Here is a 21,901-nt window from a genome sequence, read left to right as displayed (position 1 = left end):
GAAGACGGGGGTGGCAGTGACAAGGTTCGGCGATGCTCTGACGACGGGGGCCGACCTCGTGAACGCGGCCGAGCGCGCTGTTCTGCAAGCCCTGGAACAGGTGGACGGGCTCGCCGACCTCGTGTGCTTCTTCGTCAGTGGGACGGACCCCGAAGAGGTCACGCTCGCGGGTGCGAAGGTCATGGAACTGTCCGGTGGCGCGGTCACCCTGGGCTGTAGCGCCACCGGTGTGCTCGGCGGCGGCCGCGGTGTGGAGGGCCAGGGCGCGGTGAGCGTCTGGGCCGCCCGTCTTCCCGAGGTGGAACTCACCCCGTTCCGTCTGGACACCGTGGTGGAGGACGAGCAGCTCGCGGTGGTGGGTATGCGCGAACCGGGGCCGAACGACCGGGCCGGCATCCTGCTCACCAACCCCTACGAGTTCCCCACCCAGGCGTTCGTCCGAGAGACCACCGCCGCCCTGGACGGGCTGCCGTTGATCGGCGGGATGGCCGACGGCATGCGCGGCGAGGACTCGGTGCGGCTGTTCAGTGACGGCGAGGTGGTGGACAACGGGGCCATCGGCGTCCTCATCGGTGGCGAGGGTGTGCTGGGCACCGTGGTCAGCCAGGGTTGCCGTCCGGTCGGCCCGAGCATGACCGTCACCAAGGCCGAGGGCAACCTCTTGCTCGAACTGGCCGGGGAGAACGCCTACGAGAAGCTGGAGGAACTGGTCGAGGAGCTCTCCGACGAGGACCGTGAGCTCGCCGAACGTGGCCTGCACATCGGTGTGGCCATGGACGAGTACGCCGACCAGCACGAGCACGGCGACTTCCTCATCCGGAGCCTGGTGGGCGCCGACTCCGAACTGGGCGGGCTGACCATCGGCGACATGGTGGAGATCGGACAGACCGTCCGCTTCCAGGTCCGGGACGCCGGCACCGCCGACGAGGACTTCGCGCGCAGACTGACCGAGTTCGGGGCCGAACACGCGGTCGGCGCCGGGCTGCTGTTCTCCTGCAACGGTCGCGGTGACGGCCTGTTCACCCGAGCCGACCACGATGTGCTCGCGGTCCGGCGGATCCTGGGCGCCGCACCGGTGGCGGGGTTCTTCGCGGCGGGGGAGATCGGTCCGGTCTCCGGGGTGAACCACGTGCACGGGTTCACCGCCTGTCTGCTGGCCTTCGCCCCCTGACACCTCGGGTCGTCCTGTTCCAAGTCGGACTTTTACCGCTGTATCACCAACACCCGGCGTTGGTTCCTTGTATGCGCGTGCGTTCCGTTAGTTACTGAGAGTGATCATATTCTTCACTTCAGGTCATTGGCGAGAGAAGGAACGATGGCGCAGAATCGGCGCACCACAGCGCCCCTGGTGGCACTCGGGGTATTCGCCCTGTTGGCCCCGTTGTCCGTCCCCGGAGCGGCCTCGGCGGACACCACCTGGTTCGAGCAGGACCTGTCCTCCACCGACCGGATCGGGCTGGCCCTCGACTCGGGGGCACTGCGTCTGGGCTCCGGGGAGGTCCTGGGTGTCTCGCCCCGGCTGGACACCACCGAACGGCGCACCGGACTGGCGACCTTCCCCGAACACGTGCTGGAAGCCCCCACCGACACCGTCGACGTGGCCGTGACCACCATCGGCGACGAGGAGGAGGTCCTCACCGAGGCGCGAGGTGTGCGCGCCGACGGCATGTGGACCGAGTGGCACCCGACCCGGCCCGGCGGGAGCCGGGTGTCCCTCCCCGAGGACGTCACCGAGGTGCAGCTGCGCGTCGAGATGTCCACGGAGGGTGAGGGAGAGGGGGAGAAGGAGGACACTTCCGTCACCGAGGTGCGTCTGCGCCCAGTGGCGTCCTCCTCCACCGACGCCGGGGAGAGCGACTCCGCGGAGGAGGGGCGGGGTGGGTCCGTGGGGGACGACGTGCCCCGACCGTACTCCGCCCGGCTCTTCGCCACCCGTATCGGTCTGGTCGGCAACACCACGGCCAACGGCCACACGGTTCGCCCCGACGACCACTTCGTCGCCCTGCCCTCCCGCCGTGGCCTGGCGAACCGGGGCGGCGGCGAGTACACCGTCCGGGTGTGCACCACCGGCGAGCTCGACCCGGACGCCTCGGGCGACACCGAGGACCACGTGCCGCGCTGCGCCTACCTGCCCGTGTGGGACGTGGGCCCTTGGAACACCACCGACGACCACTGGAACGAGGACCGTGAGTCCTGGCGCGACCTGGATCGGGGCCGTCCCCAGGCGCAGGCCGCCTACACCGAGGGCCACAACGGCGGACTGGACGGTTCCGGTCGCCGCGTGCTGAACCCCGCCGGCATCGACCTGGCCGACGGCGCCTTCAACGAGGGGCTGCAACTGCCCACCAACGGCTGGGTTCAGGTCGACTACCTGTGGACCGCCGAGTACCGCGCACGCGCGGAGATCACCACGGCCACCCAGGGCGAACCGGTGATCGTGCGCACCGGTCCCGCCGGCCACCACGACACCGCCGGCCTGGCCGCCCACAAGGCCAACGTCGACGTGGCCTGTCAGGTCGTCGGCGACCCCGCCAGTGGACCGAACGGCACCAGCGACGTCTGGTATCGGATCGGGGAGGACCACTACGTTCCGGCGGCCTTCGCCTCGGGCGGATCCGACGCCCCACAGTGCCTCCCCGACCAGCCCTGAAGCACAGGCGAAGACCCCGGATTCAGCGCGTGCGGATCACGATGGTTCCGGCGACGCGGTCGTGCAAGGCGCGTCCCCGCTCGTCGCCGAACATGGCCATCGACTCCCCGAGGGAGAACAGGTGGCCCAGACACGGTAGGGACTGCGGCAGGCAGAACAGCATGGACCGGCCGATGGCCTGTCCCTGGCTCAGCCTGCCGTGGTCCGTGGCGTCGACCACCTTGATGCCCACCATCATCTTGCCGAGGGTGCGACCCCACGTGATCAGGTAGAGCCAGTCGTAGAAGAACAGCAGCAGTCCCCAGCCGAAGAGGAACAACGAGCCCCAGAGAGCTCCTTCGGCATCAGTGGGCGAACCGCCCCCGGTCGCTAACTCCGTGAAGAGCACCAGCACGACGAAGAACGTGAAGGCGGCGATGAACGCCAGCACCGCGTCGATGGTCCGGGCGACCAAGCGGATGCCGAACTCGGCGTAACGCACCGGCGGCATCGGAGGCGTGGGCGGCGGGGGCTGCTGTGCCGGCGGCGGCCCTCCGTAGGACCAACCACCGCTCTGCGGCGGCCCACCCTGATACGGATCTCGGGGGTTCCAGTAGGGCGAGGACATAAGGCCGCCAGTTCCTTGGGTCGAAGGGGGTCGACGAGCGGGGATCAAATGCAGCGTACCGAGCAAATAGGACCCATCGGGCACACGACGAGGGGCGGCCGTGGCCGCCCCTCGTCATGTGCTGTCGCCCGCCCGAGGGCGGAGCGTCTCACATGCCGCTGTAAGGCACCGCCCCGATGATCTCCACACCCAGGCTCTTGCCGTTGGGGAGTTCGTAGCTGACGGTCTCGCCCACGCTCTTGCCGTTGATCGCGGAACCCAACGGGGACTTGGGGGAGTACACGTCGATGGGGGCACCGCTCTCCTCCCTGGAGGCGAGCAGGAAGGTGACCTCCTCGTCGTCACCCTCGAACATGATGGTGACGGTCATGCCGGGTCCGACCACGCCCTCGGTACGGGGCGTCTCGCCGACGCGAGCGGTGCGCAGGATCTCGGTGAGCTGGAGGATGCGGGCCTCCATCTTGCCCTGCTCCTCCTTGGCGGCGTGGTAGCCGCCGTTCTCCTTGAGGTCGCCCTCCTCTCGGGCGGACTCGATCTTCTCCGCGATCTCGATGCGCCCACGCCCCGACAGGGTGTCCAGCTCGTTCTTGAGCCGGTCATACGCCTCTTGGGTGAGCCAGGTGGCGTTGTCATCGCGGGTCTGGGTCACGGGAACTCCTTGTGTACTAGTAGCAAAGGCCACCAGGCGGCCAGAGCTGAACTTACGAGAATATCACCGAGCGCGATCACGCGCCCGGTGTCCGTGGTCTCGGGGTTCCGCCCCGCTCCTGCTGTCCGGTCGGGGAGGGTTCGGTCGGTCAGTCTTGCGAACCTTGTTCCCTGCAAGAGGCCACTTCTACCGTGGCGGCCTGGCGAACCGTCTCAAAGTTCGCCTGGACCATGCGGTTCCCGGGCTCGACCTCGACCCTGTGCGTACCCACCTCGACCATCTGCTCGTCCAACGCGCGCAGCAGGCACTCGGCGCCGTCGCGGCTGTTCACCTCGAAGGAGATCTTCGCCTCGTCGGCGGATGGTGCGGTGACCGTCACCACCTGGTGGAACACGCCACCGCCCAACCCGTTGTAGCTCATCACGGAAAGGCCCCAACCGAAGGTGACCACCACGGCGAAGATGGTGCCGACGACGAAGAAGACGGGCCCGTTCCCGTGGCGCTTGCGAAGCGCTGGAGCTGTGTCGGCACTGTTCACGGCATCATCTTCCGGGGTCGCTGACATTGGGAATCTCCGAGCGAGGGGATGGTGTTGTCTAAGATATCCCCGACCTGACAGCCCCCCTACGCGGCCCGCACGTGAGTCGTCCGACGCCGTGCACCACCGGGGGTACGGACGTACCCCTGCCCATAGGTCGTCCGGGTCGTCGACCGAGCCAAGGAGAATCCTTCCGTTGTCCGAGCGCCTGCGGCTTATGGCCGTCCATGCCCATCCCGATGACGAGTCCAGCAAGGGCGCGGCCACCATGGCGCGTTACGTCCAAGAGGGTGCCGAAGTGCTGGTCGTCACCATGACCGGTGGTGAACGCGGTGACATTCTCAACCCGGCGATGGAACGCCCGGAGATCCGGGAGAACATCACCGAGGTGCGCCGTGAGGAGATGAACCGCGCCCGCGAGATCCTGGGGGTCGAGCAGGAGTTCGCCGGTTTCGTCGACTCGGGTCTGCCCGAGGGCGACCCGCTGCCGCCCCTGCCCGAGGGGTGTTTCGCCACCCTGCCGGTGGAGGAGGCCGCGGCCCCCCTGGTCGAGGCGATCCGCCGGTTCCGTCCGCACGTGATCCTCACCTACGACGAGAACGGCGGTTACCCGCACCCCGACCACATCATGACCCACAAAGCGTCGATGCACGCCTTCGACGCCGCGCCCGAACCGGACGCCTATCCGGACGCCGGCGACCCGTGGCAGCCCCTCAAGCTGTACTACTTCGTGGGTTTCCCGCCCGAGCGTTTCGAGGCGCTCGCCGAGGTCCTGGCCGAACGCGGCCTGGAGAACCCCTTCGAGGGCTGGGCCGAGCGGTTCAAGGACAAGGACCGTCGTCGCTGGGAGATCACCACCCGGGTGCACTGCGGTGAGTACTTCGACCTGGCGCACGACGCGCTGCGGGCGCACGCCACCCAGATCGACCCGAACGGGTTCTGGTTCGCGGTGCCCAACGAGATCGTGTCCGAGGCCTGGCCGACCGAGGACTACCACCTCGTTCGTTCCCTGGTGGACACCGAGGTCCCGGAGAAGGACCTCTTCGCAGGGGTCCGCGAGACGATGAGAGTATGAACGACATGAACACCCTTCTCGCGTCCACGATGGTGCTCGCCGACAGTTTCTCGTTGGACAAGGACACGGTCACGCCCGGTGTCATGGGCTTCCTCGCCATCTTCGCGATCGGTGTGGTCCTGTACTTCCTCATGCGCAACATGACGGGCAAGCTCCGGGGGGTCTCGGACCGGGCCGAGGAGGCCGGGGAGAAGGCGCCGTCCGCGGTGGACGACCACTCCACGGAGGAGGACGTCGAGACCGAGAAGGGCGACACGGCCGAGGCCAAGGACTCCGACGTCCGGGCCGCCGGTTCCGAGACGGTCGACAGCGGTACGGACAAGGGTTAGTTCGAAGGCCCGGGACGGAGCGATCCGTTCCTCTGGGATCGGAGCATCCTGCGTTGGGTGCTCCGTCCCATGGCCACGGCCATGGGCAGCGCCCACAGCCCGAACCTCGGCAGGGCGTCGGCGATCCGGGACTGCCACCCCCGCCACCGCGGCAGAACGGTCACGGGTCGGGGCCGGTCGAGGATCCTGCCGACGGCCTTGACCACCTTCTCCGGGCGCAGTAGTTCGCCCGAGAACGACAGCGCCGATTCGGGGTCGTCGAGTTTGTCGTGCAACATCGGCGTCCAGATCCCGTCCGGGCACACGCACGAGATGTCGATGTCGCGGATCCCGGCCAGTCGTAGGTCGGCGAGGGTGCTGAGGCTGAAGCCGATGGCGGCGTGCTTGGACGCGGCGTACACGGCCTCGCCGGGCACCGAGGTGATCCCGGCCAAGGACACGACGTTGACGATGTGCCCCGCGCCCCGTTCCCGCATGGCCCGGATCGCCGTCACGGTGCCGTTGACGGCTCCCAGGGCGTTGACGTCGAACATCAGGGACCGGGTCGCCTCGTCCTGTTCCCAGGCCGGCCCGGTGATCAGCACCCCCGCGTTGTTCACCCACACGACCAGTCGTCCGGCGCGGGCCAGGATCTCCTCGCCCGCCGCGATGACCTGCGTCTCCTCTCGAACGTCGACCCGCATCGATGCGGCGCGCGGGCCCAGCTCCACGGCGGTGGCCGCGGCGGCCTCCCCGTCGACGTCGGTGACCAGCACCGTGTACCCGCGTTCCACCAGAAGCGCGGCGATCCCCCGGCCCAGGCCGCGCCCCGCGCCGGTGACCACGGCGCCACCGGGCTCCGTCTCCGCCGTCATCGTGCCCCACCCCCGCTGAGTTCGCCGTAGGAGACGCCTCCGTGCGTGAACGTCGGCATGACCGGCCAGAACCGCTTCCACGGCGCGAGTTCGGTCGAGGGGAGGATCTGGAGCCAGCGCGGATCCCGGCGGCACGGGTCGGCGAGGATCTTCTCCTTGATCATCGAGTCGTACTGGTCGAGCGAGTCCTCCAGGGTGTTGGCGTTCGGGCAGATCTCCCGGCCGTAGCGCCTGTGGTATCCGCGCACCCCGGGGATCTTCGACAGCTCGGGTTGCCAGTTGTCCAGCGCGATGCCGTTCTCGGAGGACACCCACACCCCGTCGGGGGTGTTGAGCAGCAGTGAGTGGTTTCCGTCGGTGTGCCCGGGAGTCCACAGCAGGGTGACACCGGGACCGAGTTCGACGTCCCCGTCGAAGGTGACGAACGACGACCGGTCCACGCCGCGGAGCCCGTCCTCCACGTACCACGCCCACTGCATCGGGTGCAGGGACTCCAGGGTGGCCAGTTCACGGGAGTGCACCAACATGCGCGCCGAACCGAAGAGCGGGCCGCGCGGGCGGCTCTCCCCGGGGATCGCCTCGCTCGACCCGAGGATCATCCGGGGGTCCTGGACGTGCAGGTGGTCGAAGGTGCAGAAGTCGATGTCCTCCGGGGTGAGTCCGAGCTTGGTGAGCGCGTCCCCCGGTTCGTTGTAGTACTTGAGCAGGAAGGCCTCCGCCAGGCGGGTTCCGCCCGGGATCCTGCGCATCAGTTGCTGGAGGTGGTTGTAGAACGGGGCCTCCGCCGATCCGTCCGGGACGGTCGGTTCGAACACCAGGGTGCGCGGACGTCCGTCCCAGTCGTCGTACCGCACCACCACCATGCGGTTGATCATCGCGATCATCGGTAGGGCCGGCACCGACACGGCGTTGTTGAACGCGAACGCGACCGGGTAGGGGGCGGCGGCGATGTCCACCGACCGCACCGCGCGCACCGTGCCCTGGGACTTGAAGCGTTCCTTGTACGCGTGGGCGGCCTCCTTGACCGCGCTCAGCCGCTCTCCGCGCGGCCAGACGTCGTGCACCCCCTCGAACTCCGGGACACTTCGCGCGCCGATGTCGGCCAGGGTTTCCTCGGCGTGACCTGTGCTCATCCTCGTCCTCCGTCTTCCGGCAAACCGCTCTTCCTACGGCACCCTAGGAACCGGAGAGTGGCCTGGACCACTCTCCGCCCGGCCAGGGAGTTAACATTTCCGGACACGAGTTCGGGAGGGGAGGTGATGGTCGTGCATCGGTGGGACCTGCCGCGCGGTCCGGCCAGCGCCCTGCTGCTGGTGCGGCTGGGCGAGGAACATTCGGTGCCCGCGAGCACCGTTCTCCACGGAACCCGGGTCGCCGTCGACGACCTGGAGGACCCGCACGCTCTGGTCGGCGCGGAACAGGAGACACGGATCGTCCGGAACCTGCTCGGCGCGCTCCCGACGGTCGAGGCGCTGCCGGTGCTCGCCGGTTCCCGCTACCACCTCACCACGCACGGCGTCTGGGGGTTCGCGATCTCCGGCAGCCCCGACCTGCGTTCGGCGATCCGTGTGGGTCTGCGGTATCTGGCGTTGACCTGGGCTTTCTGTGGCATGTCGGTGGTCGAGGGCGGTGCCCGATCACGCCTGCTGCTGCATTCGGAACACTTGCCCTTGGACGTGCGCCGCTTCTTCGTCCACCGGGAGCTGGCCTCGATCATCGCGTTCGCTCGTGAGCTGGGCCTGGCGGAGGAACAACTGCCCGAGGTCCGGTTGCGGGACCGTCCGCCCGCCGATCCGGGGCCTCGCGCGAAGCTGTTGGGCCCGCGCGTCCGCTTCGACGCGGAGGAGGACGCCCTGGTCCTGGACGCCGCGGAACTCGACCGGCCGCTGCCGCGCGCCGACGCGCACGCCGCCGCCCTGGCCGAGGAACAGTGCCGGCGGCTGCTGGAAGAGAGGTACGGACGTGCCGGGGTGGCCGGGCTGGTCCGCGGTCACCTGATGGCCGCGTTCCCCGGCGTCCCCGACCTCGAAGTGGTGGCCGGGCGACTGCACGTCAGCTCGCGGACCCTGCGCAGGCGACTGGTGGACGAGGGCACTTCCTATCGTGTGCTGCTGGACGAGGTCCGGGAGGGGCTGGCCGAGGAACTGTTCGCCGCCGGGTGCACGGTGGAGGAGACCGGCCGCCGGCTCGGCTACCGGAACACCCCGAGCTTCACCACGGCCTTCAAACGCTGGAAGGGGATGGCGCCGCGCGTGTACCTGGCCCGGACACGGACCTGACCCGCGGGCTCTCGCCTGGGACCGGACACCGGCCGGCAGAGTGGGGGACATGCCCAACCGCTTGAGCGACGCGACCAGCCCGTACCTGTTGCAGCACGCCGACAACCCCGTGGATTGGTGGCCCTGGGGTGAGGAGGCCTTCGCCGAGGCCCGCCGCCGCGACGTCCCCCTCCTCCTCTCGGTCGGATACTCGGCCTGCCACTGGTGCCACGTCATGGCCCACGAGTCCTTCGAGGACCCGGCGACCGCGGATCTGATGAACACCCTGTTCGTCAACGTCAAGGTCGACCGTGAGGAACGCCCCGACGTCGACGCGGTGTACATGGAGGCCACCCAGGCCATGACCGGTCAGGGCGGTTGGCCCATGACCGTGTTCGCCACCCCTGATGGGGCGCCCTTCTACTGCGGTACCTACTTCCCGCGCGAGCACTTCCAGAGGCTGCTCCAGGGGATCACCTCGGCCTGGCGGCACAAGCGGTCCGACCTCGTCGATCAGGGACAACGCGTGGTGGACGCCCTCGGCGCGCCTCGTCGGCTGGCGTCCTCGCCGCCGCCGACCGCCGCCGACCTGGACCTGGCCGTGCAGGCGCTGATCCGTGACTACGACACCGCCGCCGGCGGGTACGGCGACGAACCGAAGTTCCCGCCGTCGATGCTGCTGTCGTTCCTCATGGCGCAGCATGAACGGACCTTCCCGTTCCAGACCGCCGACGAGCCCACCCCGGCCGCGCTCATGGCGGGCGGCACCGCCGTGGCCATGGCGCGTGGTGGCATCCACGACCAGCTCGGCGGGGGTTTCGCCCGCTACTCCGTGGACCGGGAGTGGGTGGTACCGCACTTCGAGAAGATGCTGTACGACAACGCCCTACTGCTGCGCGCCTACACCAGGTTGAGCCGGCGCCCCGCGGAGGGCGACGCTGCGGCCGATTCGGACCGGGCGCTGTTGCTGCGCGCCGCCCAGGAGACCGCCGACTGGATGCTGCGCGACCTGCGCACCCCGGAGGGCGGGTTCGCCTCCGCCTTGGACGCCGACAGTGAGGGTGAGGAGGGCACCTACTACGTGTGGACTCCCGGACAGTTGCGCGAGGTCCTGGGAGAGGAGGACGGCGCGTGGGCGGCCGCGCTGTTCGACGTGACCGAGCAGGGCACCTTCGAGCGTGGATCCTCCGTTCTGCGCCTGCCCGCCGACCCCGACGATCCCGAACGCTTCGACCGTGTGCGCGCCGCCCTGCTGTCCGCTCGCGCCGATCGGGTGCCGCCGGCCCGCGACGACAAGGTGGTCGCCTCCTGGAACGGGTTGGCGATCGCCGGCCTGGCCGAGGCCGGAGCCCTGATGGGCCGACCCGAATGGATCGCCGCCGCCCGCGTGGCCGCCGACCTGATCCTGGACGTCCACCTGCGTCATGGACGCCTGGTGCGCACCTCGCGGGACGGTCGGGCCGGGCCCAGCGCGGGTGTCCTGGAGGACTACGCGAACCTGGCCGAGGGGCTGCTCGCCCTGCACGGGGTGACGGGAGAGGCCCGCTACGTGCGGGAGGCCGGCGGTCTGTTGGACACCGTCCTGGACCACTTCGGTGACGACGAGGGCGGGTTCTTCGACACCGCCGACGACGCGGAGAAACTGTTCAGTCGTCCCCAGGACCCCACCGACAACGCCACCCCCTCGGGACGCTTCGCCGCCGCCTCCGCGCTGCTCACGTACGCGGCGCTCACGGGGAGCGCACGCCACCGGGAGGCGGCCGAGGGGGCGCTGGCGGTGGTGCCGCTCCTGGCCGAGAAGGCCCCGCGCTTCGCCGGGTGGGGTCTGGCCGCGGGGGAAGCCCTGTTGAGCGGACCGCGCGCGGTCGCGGTGGTCGGTGACACCGGCGACCCGGCGGTCGAGGAGATGGTGCGCACGGTCCTGCGCTGGGCGCCGCTGGGCACCGTGCTGTCCCGGGGCGATGGTCGTGACAGTGGGGGAGTGCCCCTGCTGGAGCACCGCGTACCGATCGAGGGGAAGGCGACCGCCTACGTGTGCGAGGGCTTCACCTGCAAGCTCCCCGCGACCACCACCGAGGAACTCCTCACGCAACTGGCCGGGTGATACCGCCCGGTGTGTCTACCGGAGCCGGACGTTGTCGATGATGGTGTCCACGACGTCCGGCCGGTAGTCGGGCTGGCGGATCTCCATGTACACCGTGCGCGGGGTGTCGGGCGGGTGTACCGCCACCGAGGTGAACGTGCCGTTGCCGTTGCACTCGGGCCACTCCCAGAGCGTGCCCTCCCACTGTTCGGTGCGGACCGCGCGCTCTTCGGGCCGGCCCTCGCACGGGTCGGTCTCGGCCACCCTGCGCAGGTCGGGGGAGCCGGGCAGCACGGTGGCGTACACCCCGTAGGACGGTTCGTCGGTGGTGTACCAGTGGTCGGCGTCGGTCGCGGCGAGCAGACCGGGTCCGGCCCCTGCCTCGGCCACGGCCGGTCGTGCCTCCTGGCCGGGGTCGAGCTCCCGGGCCCACACCGAGGGCACGTCCACGCGGACGCCCTGGCCGGTGTGCCGGACGGTGGTCAAGGACATCCCCGGGGCGCCGAGCGAAGCGGTCAGGGTCAGGGCGACCACCCCGCAGAGGGCGGTGAGGGTGACGGTCCGTCGCCAGGGCATGCGCTGGCGGGACCACCACGGGTCGGTCCTGGGCAGGTCGGGCGACATACGGATCGCCCTGACCCGGTCGGTGAAGGTCTTGGCGTCACCGGGCCGGTCGTCCCGGTCCACCGATAGCGCGGCCAGGATCAGTTCGTCCAGAGCCGGAGGCAGACCTGGCCGGATCCGGCCAGGCGCGGCCCGAACCGGCGGGCGCGGGGGCGGCTGGCCGGTCATGAGTTCGTAGGCGACCGCACCGAGTGAGTACACGTCGGAGCGAACGTCCAGATCACCGCCGGGCGTGCTCTGTTCCGGCGACATGTAGCCGGGGGTGCCCGCGGCGGCGGTGAACCCGGAGGCCTCGTCGATGGACTTGGCGAAGCCCAGGTCGGCGACGAGCACGCGCTGGCCGACGGGGGAGGACTGCAACAGCACGTTGGACGGCTTGATGTCGCGGTGGATGGTGCCGTGGTTGTGCAGCACGGTGATGCCCTGGCCGATCTCGGTCAGCAACCGCAGGGCCTCGTCCAAGGGGAGTTGACCTCGACGGATGAGGTCGGCGACACTGCCTTGGTCGGCATAGGTCATCACCATGTAGGGACGACCGTCCGGCAGCACGTCCACGTCGTGCACCGCCACCAGCCAGGTGGAGTCGGTCTGACGCAGGATGCGCGCCTCTTCCAGGAACCGGTACTGGATGTCCATCTGGTGCGCCCAGTTCTCGGCCAGCACCTTGATGGCCACCGGGTAGTTCAGAAGGTCGTCCTGGGCCAGCCAGACGGTGGCGAACGAACCGGACCCCAGGCGCCGGATGACGCGGTAACGTCCGAAGGCCTCCGGTTGGCTCATTTCCGCCTCGGTCTATTGGGGGTGAATACGGGTTCGTTGCCCACTAATACACCATCTGAGCCTTGGCGAGGGCTTCCACGGATATGATCCCCTTCCCGGGTAGCGCCGACGCCTTCGGGGCATGGAAACTGGAGGGGCCCCTTCGGGCCCTCCGCCCTCGTGGGACAACGCTGCGTGAGACAACGGGATCGGCATGTGAAGTCGAGTGAGGGAACGGAGCCGAACGGGGTTCGTAGACGTCCTATAGACGTGTGACCCTCACCAACGGACGTCTGTCGTCAGCCAGGAAGAGACGAAGCCATGCGTAGTAGTGACCAACCGGACCACGAGGAGCGCCCCACCCCCCGCCGCCGGGTGGCGAGCAACGTCGACGAGGAACTCGAAGATCTCGCGCGCCGGGCCAAGGAAGGTGACGCCGTGGCCCTGGACGGACTGCTCCGACGCATCCAACCCGAGGTGCTGCGACGCTGCGCCCGGTTCCTGCCCTACCGTCAGGACGCCGAGGAGGCCTGCCAGGACGCGCTCCTGCGGGTGGCGCGCAAGATCGACAGCTTCAAGGGCGACTCCCTGTTCACCACGTGGCTCTACACCGTGGTGTCCAACTCCGCACGTCAGACCTACCGGTCCATGAAGCGTCGCTCCGCCGAGTTCCCCACCGAGGCCGAGCGGATGCCGCACCAGCGCGACCCGCGCACCACCAGCGTGATCGCCGGTTCGCGGATCGACCTGCTGGAGGCCCTCGACCAGCTGGAGAAGGACCGCCCCAACCTGGTGGCGCCGTTGGTCCTGCGCGACCTGTGCCAGATGGACTACAACGAGATCGCCTCCGAACTGAACCTGGCCCTGGGCACGGTCAAGTCGCGCATCCACCAAGGCCGCAAGCACGTGCGGAAGTCGCTCGCCGTGACGTGAGGGCTCCGGGCGAACTACTCTGGACCTCATCCCGTCGGCACATCCGTCACTGGAGTGCGCCGTCTTTTGATCCAGCTCTGAGAGGTTTCGCCAATGGGGCTCCGTGACCCCCTGTACTGGCTCTACGAGCGGCGGCTGGAACGCCGCCTGACCAGCCAGGAGATCCCCCGGCACGTCGGTGTCGCCATGGATGGGAACCGGCGCTGGGCCAAGAGCAGCGGCCTGCCGGGGGCCGAACAGGGCCACCAGGCCGGCGCGAACAAGATCTTCGAGGTGCTCGGCTGGTGTGACGAGATCGGTGTGCAGGTCGTCACTCTGTGGATGCTGTCCACGGACAACCTGACCCGGGACGAGACCGAGCTCGGCCCGCTCGTGCGCATCATCGAGCAGACCATCGCGCGCCTGCGCGAGGAAGGGTGGAACACCCGCCCCGTCGGCGCTCTCGACGTGCTGCCCGATTCGACGGTCCGTGCCCTGAAAGAGGCGGAAGAGGCCACATCCGGCAACCCGGGTCTGGTTGTCAACGTCGCCGTCGGGTATGGGGGTAGACGTGAGATCGCTGATGCGGTTCGGTCCCTCCTCCACGAGGAGGCGACCAAGGGCACCGGTATCCAGGAGCTGGCAGAGCGCCTGGATATCGAGGATATCGCCCGGCATCTCTACACGCGCGGACAGCCCGACCCCGACCTGCTCATCCGCACCTCGGGTGAACAGCGTCTCTCGGGTTTCATGCTGTGGCAGAGCGTCCACTCGGAGTTCTACTTCTGCGAGGTCTTCTGGCCTGCCTTCCGCAGAGTGGATTTCCTCCGTGCCCTGCGTTCCTACGGCGCGCGCAACCGACGCTTCGGCTCCTGATCCCCGACAACGGTCTCACCATCGTCCCTTAACGAGGAGTTCACGGGGACGCCGGTTCGGGCCCTGGAAAACGGGCTCTCGGGCGCGTAGCGTCGGTATCAGCGGATGGCGTTCGTCCATCCGTTCGGGAGGCCCCGGCTCATTGATCTTCTCCGCCCTGGCGGGATGTCGACGAGGAGGGCCGGACCCGGCCCTCGTGGGTCTGGTCCCGGTCCTCCATGATCCCGTGACAGTAGGGCGCCCTTGTGGTGCCCAAGGGGAGAACGAGTGGCTAGTTCCTCGACCGATCGCCGTGACACCCAGTCCCCCGCCGCCCCTGAGGCGGTAGAGGGCACGCGCGTCTACGTGCTCGACACCAGTGTCCTGCTCGCCGATCCGTTGGCCATGAGCCGGTTCGCCGAGCACGAGGTCGTCATCCCCGTGGTGGTGATCACCGAGTTGGAGAGCAAGCGTCACCACCCGGAACTCGGGTACTTCGCGCGCGGCGCGTTGCGCCGTCTGGACGACCTGCGGGTCGCCCACGGCCGTCTGGACGTCGCCGTTCCGGTGAACGACCACGGCGGCACGCTTCGGGTGGAGCTCAACCACAGCGATCCGAAGATCCTGCCGGCGGGCTTCCGGCTCGGCGACAACGACACTCGGATCCTGACGGTGGCGCGCAACCTTCAGGAGGAGCATGAGGAAGAGGACGCCGTCGTCCTGGTGAGCAAGGATCTGCCGATGCGGATCAAGGCATCCTCGATCGGTTTGCAGGCTGATGAGTACCGGGCCGAGCTCGCCATCGAGCACGGTTGGACCGGGATGGCGGAGCTGGACGTGCCCGCCGCCAACATCCAAGAGCTGTTCTCCCAAGGGGAGAGCGAGATCGAGGAGGCCAGGGAACTGCCCTGCCACACCGGTCTGGTGCTTGTCTCCGAGCAGGGCCGGGCGCTCGGCCGGGTCCAGGCGGACAAGTCGGCGAAGGTGGTGCGCGGCGATCGGGACGTGTTCGGTCTCAAGGGCCGAAGCGCCGAGCAGCGGATCGCCCTCGATCTGCTCACCGACCCCGACGTCGGCATCGTCTCGCTCGGTGGCCGTGCCGGTACGGGTAAGTCCGCGCTGGCGTTGTGCGCCGGTCTGGAGGCCGTCCTGGAGCGCGGCCGGCACCGCAAGGTGATGGTGTTCCGTCCGCTGTACGCGGTGGGCGGCCAGGAACTGGGCTACCTGCCGGGTACCGAGAACGACAAGATGACGCCCTGGGGTCAGGCGGTGCACGACACCCTGTCCGCGGTGACCAGCGAGGACGTCATCGAGGAGATCATGGACCGCGGGATGCTGGAGGTCCTGCCGCTCACCCACATCCGGGGCCGGTCCCTGCACGACGCGTTCGTGATCGTGGACGAGGCCCAGTCCCTCGAACGCGGGGTCCTGCTGACGGTGCTGTCCCGGCTGGGGGAGAACTCGCGGGTGGTGCTCACCCACGACATCGCCCAGCGCGACAACCTGAGGGTGGGCCGGCACGACGGTGTGGTCGCCGTCATCGAGAAGCTCAAGGGCCACCCGCTGTTCGCCCACGTCACCCTGAACCGGTCGGAGCGCTCCCCGATCGCCGCCCTGGTCACCGAGATGCTCGAAAGCTAGTACCGAGACCCGAGTGGGCTCTCGCCGATCCGGCGAGAGCCCACGTCCCCTTCCGGCGGGCTCAGCGCAGCGCGCCGACGTACCGACCGACTCGGCGCAGCCGGTTCAGGTTCGCCTCGTAGCGCGCGCCGATCAGGAGCAGCAGCAGGCCGAGTACCGCGAACGGCACCCAGTTGGGCAGCAGCAGGGTCAGGTCCCACAGTGGCGGACCGAAGGCCCGCAGGGACACCGTCAGCAGCGCCCCGCCGCCGAGCAGCAGCTGTGCCTGGAGGCGGGACCGCAGGCCCCACACCACCGTGGCCAGGCCCACCACCAGCGCCACCGGGACCCGCCACCCCAGGTCCTGACCGTCGAGCGCGAGCCAGACCGTGGGACCGAGCAGCAACAGCAGCCCGCCGCCGTACGAGAGCAGGCTGGCGGGCGCCTCGTCGACCCGGCGCTCCCACTCCCAGCCGATCACCAGGAACGCGAGCGCGGGCGGCACCGTGTAGGCCTCGGGGACGGCGACGTCCCAGGCCGCCAGCGCGGTCCACAGTGAGCAGAACATCAGCAGCCCGCCGACCAGGGCCGTCCACCACCGGCCGGGCCGTACCGCACCGGCCAGAGCGATCACCCCGACCACGGCCAGGGCGAGCGCGACCAGTTCCAGCCTGGTGCCGGCGCCCACGGTGACGAGCAGGGCGATCGCCGCCCACACCGCGGCCGGGATCTCGGTGGCCTCCGACAGGGGCGAACGCAGCCGCGGTGCCGTGGCCGCCACGGCGGCGACCACCATCAGCGGACCGAACGCCGCGTACTCGGCCGGGGCGCCCATGGCCAGGAGCAGCGCCAGGGAGAACGCTCCGGTGCCGAAGGTCGCCGCGGCGGTCGAGGCCACGGTGATCGACCTGACGCGGGCCAGAGCGGACGTCACGGACGCCGCGACCGCCCACGCCAGCAGAACCCCCACGGCGGCGTACCGTTCCGACAGCGCCCAACTGAACGCCAGGGCGAACGTGAACAACCCCGCCGACCACACCACCCAGGCGGTCCCCGTTCGGTCCACCAGGCCGGAGCCGGCCGTCAGAGCCGCCCCCACCAACACGGCGCACACCAGGGCGACCAGGAAGGGCAGCCCGAGCGCGAACGGCAGCGGCACCAGGGTCAACGGCGCGAGCAGCGCCGCCGCGGGCACGAGCAGACCCCGGTGGAACAGCCGCACCGCGCCCACGGCCAAGGCACCGGTGATCAACGTTCCCAGTGCCACCGCCAGGCCCGCGAGGGTGGTGGCGTCGGACAGACCGATGAACTCGTGCGCGGGCTCCAACAGGGCCCCGGTCGACGCCCCTTCCGGAAGGTGGTCCCAGGCGAAGAACGACAGGGCCGGTACCCCGGCCGGACCGACCACCAGGGGCTGCGCGATGAGCAGGAGCAACCCGCCGATCCCGAACGGACCGATCCCGGTGGAGTCCGACCCGGGCCCGTCCTCACCCCGGGGGTCGTCGGTCGCGCCGAGCACACGGGAGGCGACCCCGTCGAGGACCAGGGCGGTCGCACCGAGCAGCAGCCCCGTGGCGCCCAGCAGCCACCACGGGCCGTGGCTCTCGGCACCCGAGGTCGCTCGGGCGGCGGTGGCCGCCAACGAGGCGCCCCCGATCACCAACGCCACGGCCCACACGATGACCGTCGTCCCGTACACGGCCGCGGCGGTGTCGTCCTCGCCCTCACCCCCGACGGATGGGCGACGCGCCGACAGCGCCGAGACCATCGTGATCGCGGCGACCAGAACCAGCGCGGCCAGCATCGTGTGCTGCTCCACCGACGACCACGCCAGCCCGAGCAGCAGGGTCGCCAGACCGCTCACCCCGAGCAGCCAGGAGGGCAGAGACGCGCGTGGCAACGCCGCGCACAGCAGCAGCGCGGCACCGACCAACAGGGTCCACACCACCGCCACCGCGAACGGGGCCCCGAACAGCACCGGTAGCGGAACCAGCGTGGGCGGAGCGATCAGCGCCACACCCACCGCGGTCCAACGCCGTTCGATGAACACGACCAGCGCCAGGGCCAACGCGCCGACCGCCACGACACCGAGGGCCGACAACGCCCCGGTGAGCGGGTCGGGCTGGGCCGACGAACCCAGCACCGCGGACGCCGGTTCGCGCACCACCCCCGGCGACGCCGACCAGGACGTGTGTTCGGACGAGAACAGGGCCAGGGCCGGTCTGTCGGACGGCAGCGCCAGCAAGGGCGCGGCCGGCAGTAGGAGCACACCCACCACGGAGAACATCCCGCGCAGATCGGTGCGCTGATCCGGCTGGTTCGGGGCGGTCGGCGCCGACAACGAGGAGGGGGTGGGCACCCGGCTCATCAGCAGCGCCGTGGCCCCCGTCAGGACCACGGTGGCGGTCAGCAGCCACCACTGGGCCTGTTCGGTGTCGGCGGCGCCCCGGTTGACGATCATGAAGACCGAGCCGGTCAGCAGCACCAACGCCCACGGCAGCATCGCGCCCATGTACAGTCCGGCGACCCGGCCACCCGGTTCCGGACGGTGGCCCGACCCGGCGAACCGACGTGCCCCGGCGGCGGCGACCATGGCGGTGGCCACGATCAGCAGCAGCGCGGCCAGGGTCGTGTACCGCTCCGGCAACGCCCACACCAGTCCGGTGAACAGGGTTGCGGAGCCGACCAGAACCGGTGTCGAACTCAGCCCGCGCGGCGCCACGCCCGCACTCAGGACCAGCGCGGCGCCGACCAACAGCGCCCACACCACGGTGATCGTCTGGGACATCCCGAGCAGCACCGGCACGGCCAGGAGCGTGGACGGGGCCAAGAGCATCGCGATGACGAACAGCGAACGGCGACGCAACAGCCACACCGCGCCCAGCGCCAGGAGCGCCGCCACCACGACCCCGATCAGGTAGACGGTCGGAAACTCGGGCATGGCACGGCCGTCCGACCCCAGCAGGGCCAGGGCCTTGGTGGACATCTCCGACGGGGACACGCTCCACGGTGGGACGGTCACCCGGGGCAGTGCCGGCAGGGTCGAGGGGCCCGCCGCCAGGGGGAGCAGTGCCAGGACCGAGAGGCCGGCCACGGAGTGGAACGAGGGAGCGTCGGCGTTCCGGCCGGGGCCCCGGGCCGACAGCAGCCCGGTCGCCCCGCCGAGGAACAGTGTTCCGGCCAGGCCCCACCAGTGGAACGGATCGCTGTCACGGATCGGCAGAACGGTGCCCGCCACCGCGACCACCACCACAGTGGCCACCGAGGAGAACAACCACAGGGTGACGGCGGACGCGCGCAGGGTCCGCACCGGAGCCCCCGGGCGCGGTGCGCCGAGGAGCAGGACGGCGACCGCGTCGGCGAGAGCCGTGGCGCCCAACGAGGTGAGCAGCCAGACCGGGTGGACGTCCGGCAGGGAGGCCACCAGCAGGACCGGCACGGGCTGGGCGAGCAGCGCGGCGAGGACCCGGGGCGAGCGCAGCGGAACCAGGACCGGATAGAGCGCCAGGAGCGCGCCGATCACCGCCAGGGCGGCGGCCGTGTACCCGGGGCCGTTGGTGAGCCGGTCGGACAGGAACCACAGGGCCAGCGCGTCCACGCACATCAGGAACGCGGCCACCACGCCGACGGCCTCGGCGGTGGAGTGCAGACCGCGCCGATACAGCGGCAGGGCCATGACGGTGAAGGTCAGGGTGGTGAGGCCCAGGACGGTGGCGCGGGCGCCGGTGCCCAGGTCGCTCCAGGTCCACACGGCGAAGACGAGCGCCGCGATCCCGATGAGGAGGGCGCCCAGGCCGAGGATGACGTTCTGGGCCGAGCGCGGGCTCACCTCGCGGGCGGGTGCGGAAGGGGCCGTCGTGGGGTGGGGAGTCCGGTCCCGGGCCGGGGCCCCGGGCGGCGGGGCAGACGCGGACGCGTGCTCGGAGCTCTGCTCGGCCGGGTGGGAGGGTGCGCCCGGGGCGGCGCGTGGGGCGATCGGTTCGGCCGCGCGGGTCTCCCAACGCAGCCGGGCCAGGACCCCGGGCCGCTCTTCTAGGAGCGTGTGCCTGCGCAGCTCCACCGAGGCCAGTTCGGAGTCGATCCACCACAGACGTTGCGCGGTGGGTCCGACGAGGCCCAGCCCGCAGTGCGGGCAGGCCCGGACCGACGTGGCGAGCACGGCCCGGCAGTCGGGGCAGCGGTGCGGTGCCCCTGGCCGACGGGGGGTTCCTTGGGCGTTCATACCCCCATGCTGCGTCCTCTCCGGTTCGGACGCATCGGTACGGGTACTCAGGACCGCCCTGGGAGACGAGTGACACAAACCTGTCCGTACTTGATCACCTATTGACTCTTCGTGTCCAAGGCCAGGTCAGAGCCTCGCAAAACAGGCACATTCCGTGATGTGAGTCACGACACAGTAAAACCGGCGTTACTTTAACGTGACGATGATGCAGGCTGAATGCGCTGCACCGAGCAACCCCCTCCCGTGTGGGAGCCCCCGCCCGTGGTCGGTCGAACGGCGAATTCCGTCCCCTCCACGCAGGTCACCAGGGCCACGCGGTCCTGCGGCGGCATCCCACACCACGCGAACACCCCGAATGGGTGCGCGTGCGTCAACGTGAAAGGGCGACCTTGCTACTTCACCGCATCTCTCTGCGCCAGATGAGCGCGGTCGGCGCCGCGGCGCTGGTCGCGGGCGGTCTGTTCACAGTCTCCGCCTTCGCGGACACCGAAAACCTCGACCCGGGGCAGGCCACATCCGCGGCCACACTCCCCGAGGCCGAGGAGACCCCCGTCGAGGCGGATCCGCAGGACGAGTTCTTCGCCAGTCCTTCCCCCGAAGACGAGCGGGACCGCGAGGACCGGCGCGAGGAAGCCCGCGAGCAGGCCGGGGCGGCCGTCGACGACTCCTCGCGTACCGGTTCCGGCACCGGCAGCGAGATCCAAGAACCAGAACCCGAACCCGAGAGCACCCCCGAGGCCTCCTCCGGCTCCGAGGGCTCGTCCTCTTCCTCCGGCGGGTCGGTCCCCTCCGGCTCGGCCAAGGAGATCGCCCTGCAGATGGTCCTCGACGAGGGCTGGGGCGCCGAGGAGTTCAACGGCTGCCTGGAGCCGCTCTGGGAGAAGGAGAGCAACTGGAACCACACCGCCGAGAACGCGAGTTCCGGTGCGTACGGGATTCCGCAGTCTCTGCCCGGCAGCAAGATGGCCAGTCACGGCGATGACTGGCAGACCAACCCGGCCACGCAGATCGCCTGGGGGCTCGACTACATCAAGGACCGCTACGGCACTCCCTGCGGCGCTTGGTCCCACTCACAGGCGAACAACTGGTATTAATAGGTTTTTCCCCGCCCTAAACCCCCTTTTGGGAAAGGCAAGCGTGCTACTCAACCGAATGTCGCTGCGCAGTACTGCGGCGGTCGGTGCGGCGACCCTGGTCGCCGGCGCGACGTTCGCCGTCTCCGCGTTCGCGGACGACGGTCTGGACCCGGATGCGGCCGCCAGTGCCGCGATCCTGGAGTCCGAAGAACCCGCGGCCGACACAGAACCCGAGGCCGACACAGGATCCGAGGAGAACGAGGACTTCTTCGCCTCCTCCGAGGAGTTGTCCGAGGACGAACTCCAGAACCGGCGCGACCAGGCCCAGGAACAGCGCGAGAGCGCCCGGGGCGACAGCGTCGTCAGCACCTCCGCCACCGGCTCCGCCATTCAGGAGGAGGAAGAAGAAGAGGAGGAGGTCCCGCCCGAGTTCGAGGGGGACCCCAAGGGCATCGCCATGCAGATGGTCCTCGACGAGGGCTGGGGCGCCGAGGAGTTCAACGGCTGCCTGGAGCCCCTGTGGGAGAAGGAGAGCAACTGGAACCACACCGCCGAGAACTCCAGTTCCGGCGCGTACGGGATTCCGCAGTCTCTGCCCGGCAGCAAGATGGCCACCCACGGCGATGACTGGCAGACCAACCCGGCCACCCAGATCGCCTGGGGGATCGACTACATCAAGGGTCGCTACAGCACCCCTTGTGAGGCCTGGGCCCACTCCCAGTCCGTCGGCTGGTACTAGAGCCGACGGAGCTCTCTCAGAGCCTCAGGCAGCATTTCGGCCCCGTCCGGA

At 69.8% G+C, this 21,901-nt stretch carries 18 protein-coding genes; 11 read left to right on the top strand and 7 right to left on the bottom strand.

Features of this window, described 5'->3' with window-relative positions; genetic code table 11:
• Nucleotides 1-16 precede the first annotated feature (16 nt).
• Both BQ8420_RS00965 and BQ8420_RS00960 read left to right on the top strand, forming a co-directional pair.
• On the top strand, nt 17-1,171 hold the full coding sequence (locus tag BQ8420_RS00965) for an FIST N-terminal domain-containing protein (protein WP_200815742.1): 1,155 nt from the start codon (nt 17-19) through the stop codon (nt 1,169-1,171).
• Nucleotides 1,172-1,315: 144 nt separating this feature from the next.
• A complete protein-coding gene (locus tag BQ8420_RS00960) occupies nt 1,316-2,650 on the top strand; it encodes a hypothetical protein (protein ID WP_087095883.1) in 1,335 nt (444 codons plus the stop codon).
• A gap of 22 nt (nt 2,651-2,672) precedes the next feature.
• On the opposite strand, the gene BQ8420_RS00955 is transcribed toward BQ8420_RS00960, so the two are convergent.
• The 3 genes from BQ8420_RS00955 to BQ8420_RS00945 form a co-directional block, all read right to left on the bottom strand.
• The gene (locus BQ8420_RS00955) at nt 2,673-3,257 is read right to left on the bottom strand and encodes an RDD family protein (RefSeq protein WP_087095882.1); all 585 of its coding nucleotides are present in this window, start codon (nt 3,255-3,257) and stop codon (nt 2,673-2,675) included.
• 148 nt (nt 3,258-3,405) lie between these two features.
• On the bottom strand, nt 3,406-3,906 hold the full coding sequence (greA, locus tag BQ8420_RS00950; protein WP_087095881.1) for a transcription elongation factor GreA: 501 nt from the start codon (nt 3,904-3,906) through the stop codon (nt 3,406-3,408).
• Nucleotides 3,907-4,054: 148 nt separating this feature from the next.
• Nucleotides 4,055-4,471: a DUF4307 domain-containing protein gene (locus BQ8420_RS00945; protein WP_087095880.1), complete on the bottom strand. Its 417-nt coding sequence runs from the start codon at nt 4,469-4,471 to the stop codon at nt 4,055-4,057.
• A gap of 169 nt (nt 4,472-4,640) precedes the next feature.
• On the opposite strand from BQ8420_RS00945, the gene mca reads away from it, so the two are divergent.
• Both mca and BQ8420_RS32150 read left to right on the top strand, forming a co-directional pair.
• Nucleotides 4,641-5,519: a mycothiol conjugate amidase Mca gene (mca, locus tag BQ8420_RS00940; protein ID WP_200815736.1), complete on the top strand. Its 879-nt coding sequence runs from the start codon at nt 4,641-4,643 to the stop codon at nt 5,517-5,519.
• A 5-nt stretch (nt 5,520-5,524) separates the two neighbouring features.
• The gene (locus BQ8420_RS32150; RefSeq protein WP_200815744.1) at nt 5,525-5,848 is read left to right on the top strand and encodes a hypothetical protein; all 324 of its coding nucleotides are present in this window, start codon (nt 5,525-5,527) and stop codon (nt 5,846-5,848) included.
• Here BQ8420_RS32150 and BQ8420_RS00930 read toward each other — a convergent pair.
• Both BQ8420_RS00930 and BQ8420_RS00925 read right to left on the bottom strand, forming a co-directional pair.
• Nucleotides 5,845-6,702, bottom strand: coding sequence for an SDR family oxidoreductase (locus BQ8420_RS00930; RefSeq protein WP_087095878.1), 858 nt, complete (start codon nt 6,700-6,702; stop codon nt 5,845-5,847). The genes BQ8420_RS32150 and BQ8420_RS00930 overlap by 4 nt on opposite strands.
• Nucleotides 6,699-7,835 (bottom strand): hypothetical protein, encoded by a 1,137-nt coding sequence (locus BQ8420_RS00925; RefSeq protein WP_087095877.1) that lies wholly within the window; start codon nt 7,833-7,835, stop codon nt 6,699-6,701. Before BQ8420_RS00925 ends, BQ8420_RS00930 begins: the two co-directional genes overlap by 4 nt.
• Before the next feature lie 126 nt (nt 7,836-7,961).
• Here BQ8420_RS00925 and BQ8420_RS00920 point away from each other — a divergent pair, with 126 nt between their 5' ends.
• The gene (locus BQ8420_RS00920; protein WP_087095876.1) at nt 7,962-8,981 is read left to right on the top strand and encodes an AraC family transcriptional regulator; all 1,020 of its coding nucleotides are present in this window, start codon (nt 7,962-7,964) and stop codon (nt 8,979-8,981) included.
• Between the two features lie 49 nt (nt 8,982-9,030).
• Nucleotides 9,031-11,064, top strand: coding sequence for a thioredoxin domain-containing protein (locus tag BQ8420_RS00915; protein ID WP_087095875.1), 2,034 nt, complete (start codon nt 9,031-9,033; stop codon nt 11,062-11,064).
• A gap of 15 nt (nt 11,065-11,079) precedes the next feature.
• Here the strand turns inward: BQ8420_RS00915 and BQ8420_RS00910 are convergent, their stop codons facing one another.
• Complete coding sequence (locus BQ8420_RS00910) at nt 11,080-12,447, bottom strand: serine/threonine-protein kinase (protein ID WP_087095874.1); 1,368 nt, start codon at nt 12,445-12,447, stop codon at nt 11,080-11,082.
• Nucleotides 12,448-12,747: 300 nt separating this feature from the next.
• Between BQ8420_RS00910 and BQ8420_RS00905 the strand changes: the two genes are divergently transcribed.
• From BQ8420_RS00905 to BQ8420_RS00895, 3 genes are all read left to right on the top strand, one after another.
• Complete coding sequence (locus BQ8420_RS00905; protein ID WP_087095873.1) at nt 12,748-13,359, top strand: RNA polymerase sigma factor; 612 nt, start codon at nt 12,748-12,750, stop codon at nt 13,357-13,359.
• Nucleotides 13,360-13,452: 93 nt separating this feature from the next.
• Complete coding sequence (locus tag BQ8420_RS00900; RefSeq protein WP_087095872.1) at nt 13,453-14,214, top strand: isoprenyl transferase; 762 nt, start codon at nt 13,453-13,455, stop codon at nt 14,212-14,214.
• A 267-nt stretch (nt 14,215-14,481) separates the two neighbouring features.
• On the top strand, nt 14,482-15,834 hold the full coding sequence (locus tag BQ8420_RS00895; protein ID WP_087095871.1) for a PhoH family protein: 1,353 nt from the start codon (nt 14,482-14,484) through the stop codon (nt 15,832-15,834).
• A 61-nt stretch (nt 15,835-15,895) separates the two neighbouring features.
• On the opposite strand, the gene BQ8420_RS00890 is transcribed toward BQ8420_RS00895, so the two are convergent.
• The gene (locus BQ8420_RS00890) at nt 15,896-20,035 is read right to left on the bottom strand and encodes an SCO7613 C-terminal domain-containing membrane protein (protein WP_087095870.1); all 4,140 of its coding nucleotides are present in this window, start codon (nt 20,033-20,035) and stop codon (nt 15,896-15,898) included.
• Between the two features lie 389 nt (nt 20,036-20,424).
• Here BQ8420_RS00890 and BQ8420_RS00885 point away from each other — a divergent pair, with 389 nt between their 5' ends.
• Entirely contained in the window at nt 20,425-21,129 is a 705-nt protein-coding gene (locus BQ8420_RS00885) for a lytic transglycosylase domain-containing protein (protein WP_087095869.1), read from the top strand.
• Between the two features lie 43 nt (nt 21,130-21,172).
• Nucleotides 21,173-21,850, top strand: coding sequence for a lytic transglycosylase domain-containing protein (locus tag BQ8420_RS00880; protein ID WP_087095868.1), 678 nt, complete (start codon nt 21,173-21,175; stop codon nt 21,848-21,850).
• Nucleotides 21,851-21,901 lie beyond the last annotated feature (51 nt).

The sequence above is a fragment of the Nocardiopsis sp. JB363 genome (assembly GCF_900143625.1).
Classification (GTDB): Bacteria; Actinomycetota; Actinomycetes; order Streptosporangiales; family Streptosporangiaceae; genus Nocardiopsis.
Note: the sequence above shows the minus strand (reverse complement) of the source record. Positions and strands in the feature narration are given on the sequence as shown.

Excerpts from the sequence above, each read along its gene's own strand:
- BQ8420_RS00915 (WP_087095875.1), top strand. The coding sequence starts at position 9,031 with ATGCCCAACCGCTTGAGCGACGCGACCAGCCCGTACCTGTTGCAGCAC.
- BQ8420_RS32150 (WP_200815744.1), top strand. The coding sequence starts at position 5,525 with ATGAACACCCTTCTCGCGTCCACGATGGTGCTCGCCGACAGTTTCTCG.
- BQ8420_RS00905 (WP_087095873.1), top strand. The coding sequence starts at position 12,748 with ATGCGTAGTAGTGACCAACCGGACCACGAGGAGCGCCCCACCCCCCGC.
- BQ8420_RS00890 (WP_087095870.1), bottom strand. The coding sequence starts at position 20,035 with ATGAACGCCCAAGGAACCCCCCGTCGGCCAGGGGCACCGCACCGCTGC.
- BQ8420_RS00955 (WP_087095882.1), bottom strand. The coding sequence starts at position 3,257 with ATGTCCTCGCCCTACTGGAACCCCCGAGATCCGTATCAGGGTGGGCCG.
- BQ8420_RS00910 (WP_087095874.1), bottom strand. The coding sequence starts at position 12,447 with ATGAGCCAACCGGAGGCCTTCGGACGTTACCGCGTCATCCGGCGCCTG.
- BQ8420_RS00925 (WP_087095877.1), bottom strand. The coding sequence starts at position 7,835 with ATGAGCACAGGTCACGCCGAGGAAACCCTGGCCGACATCGGCGCGCGA.
- BQ8420_RS00930 (WP_087095878.1), bottom strand. The coding sequence starts at position 6,702 with ATGACGGCGGAGACGGAGCCCGGTGGCGCCGTGGTCACCGGCGCGGGG.
- BQ8420_RS00920 (WP_087095876.1), top strand. The coding sequence starts at position 7,962 with ATGGTCGTGCATCGGTGGGACCTGCCGCGCGGTCCGGCCAGCGCCCTG.
- BQ8420_RS00945 (WP_087095880.1), bottom strand. The coding sequence starts at position 4,471 with ATGTCAGCGACCCCGGAAGATGATGCCGTGAACAGTGCCGACACAGCT.
- BQ8420_RS00960 (WP_087095883.1), top strand. The coding sequence starts at position 1,316 with ATGGCGCAGAATCGGCGCACCACAGCGCCCCTGGTGGCACTCGGGGTA.
- BQ8420_RS00900 (WP_087095872.1), top strand. The coding sequence starts at position 13,453 with ATGGGGCTCCGTGACCCCCTGTACTGGCTCTACGAGCGGCGGCTGGAA.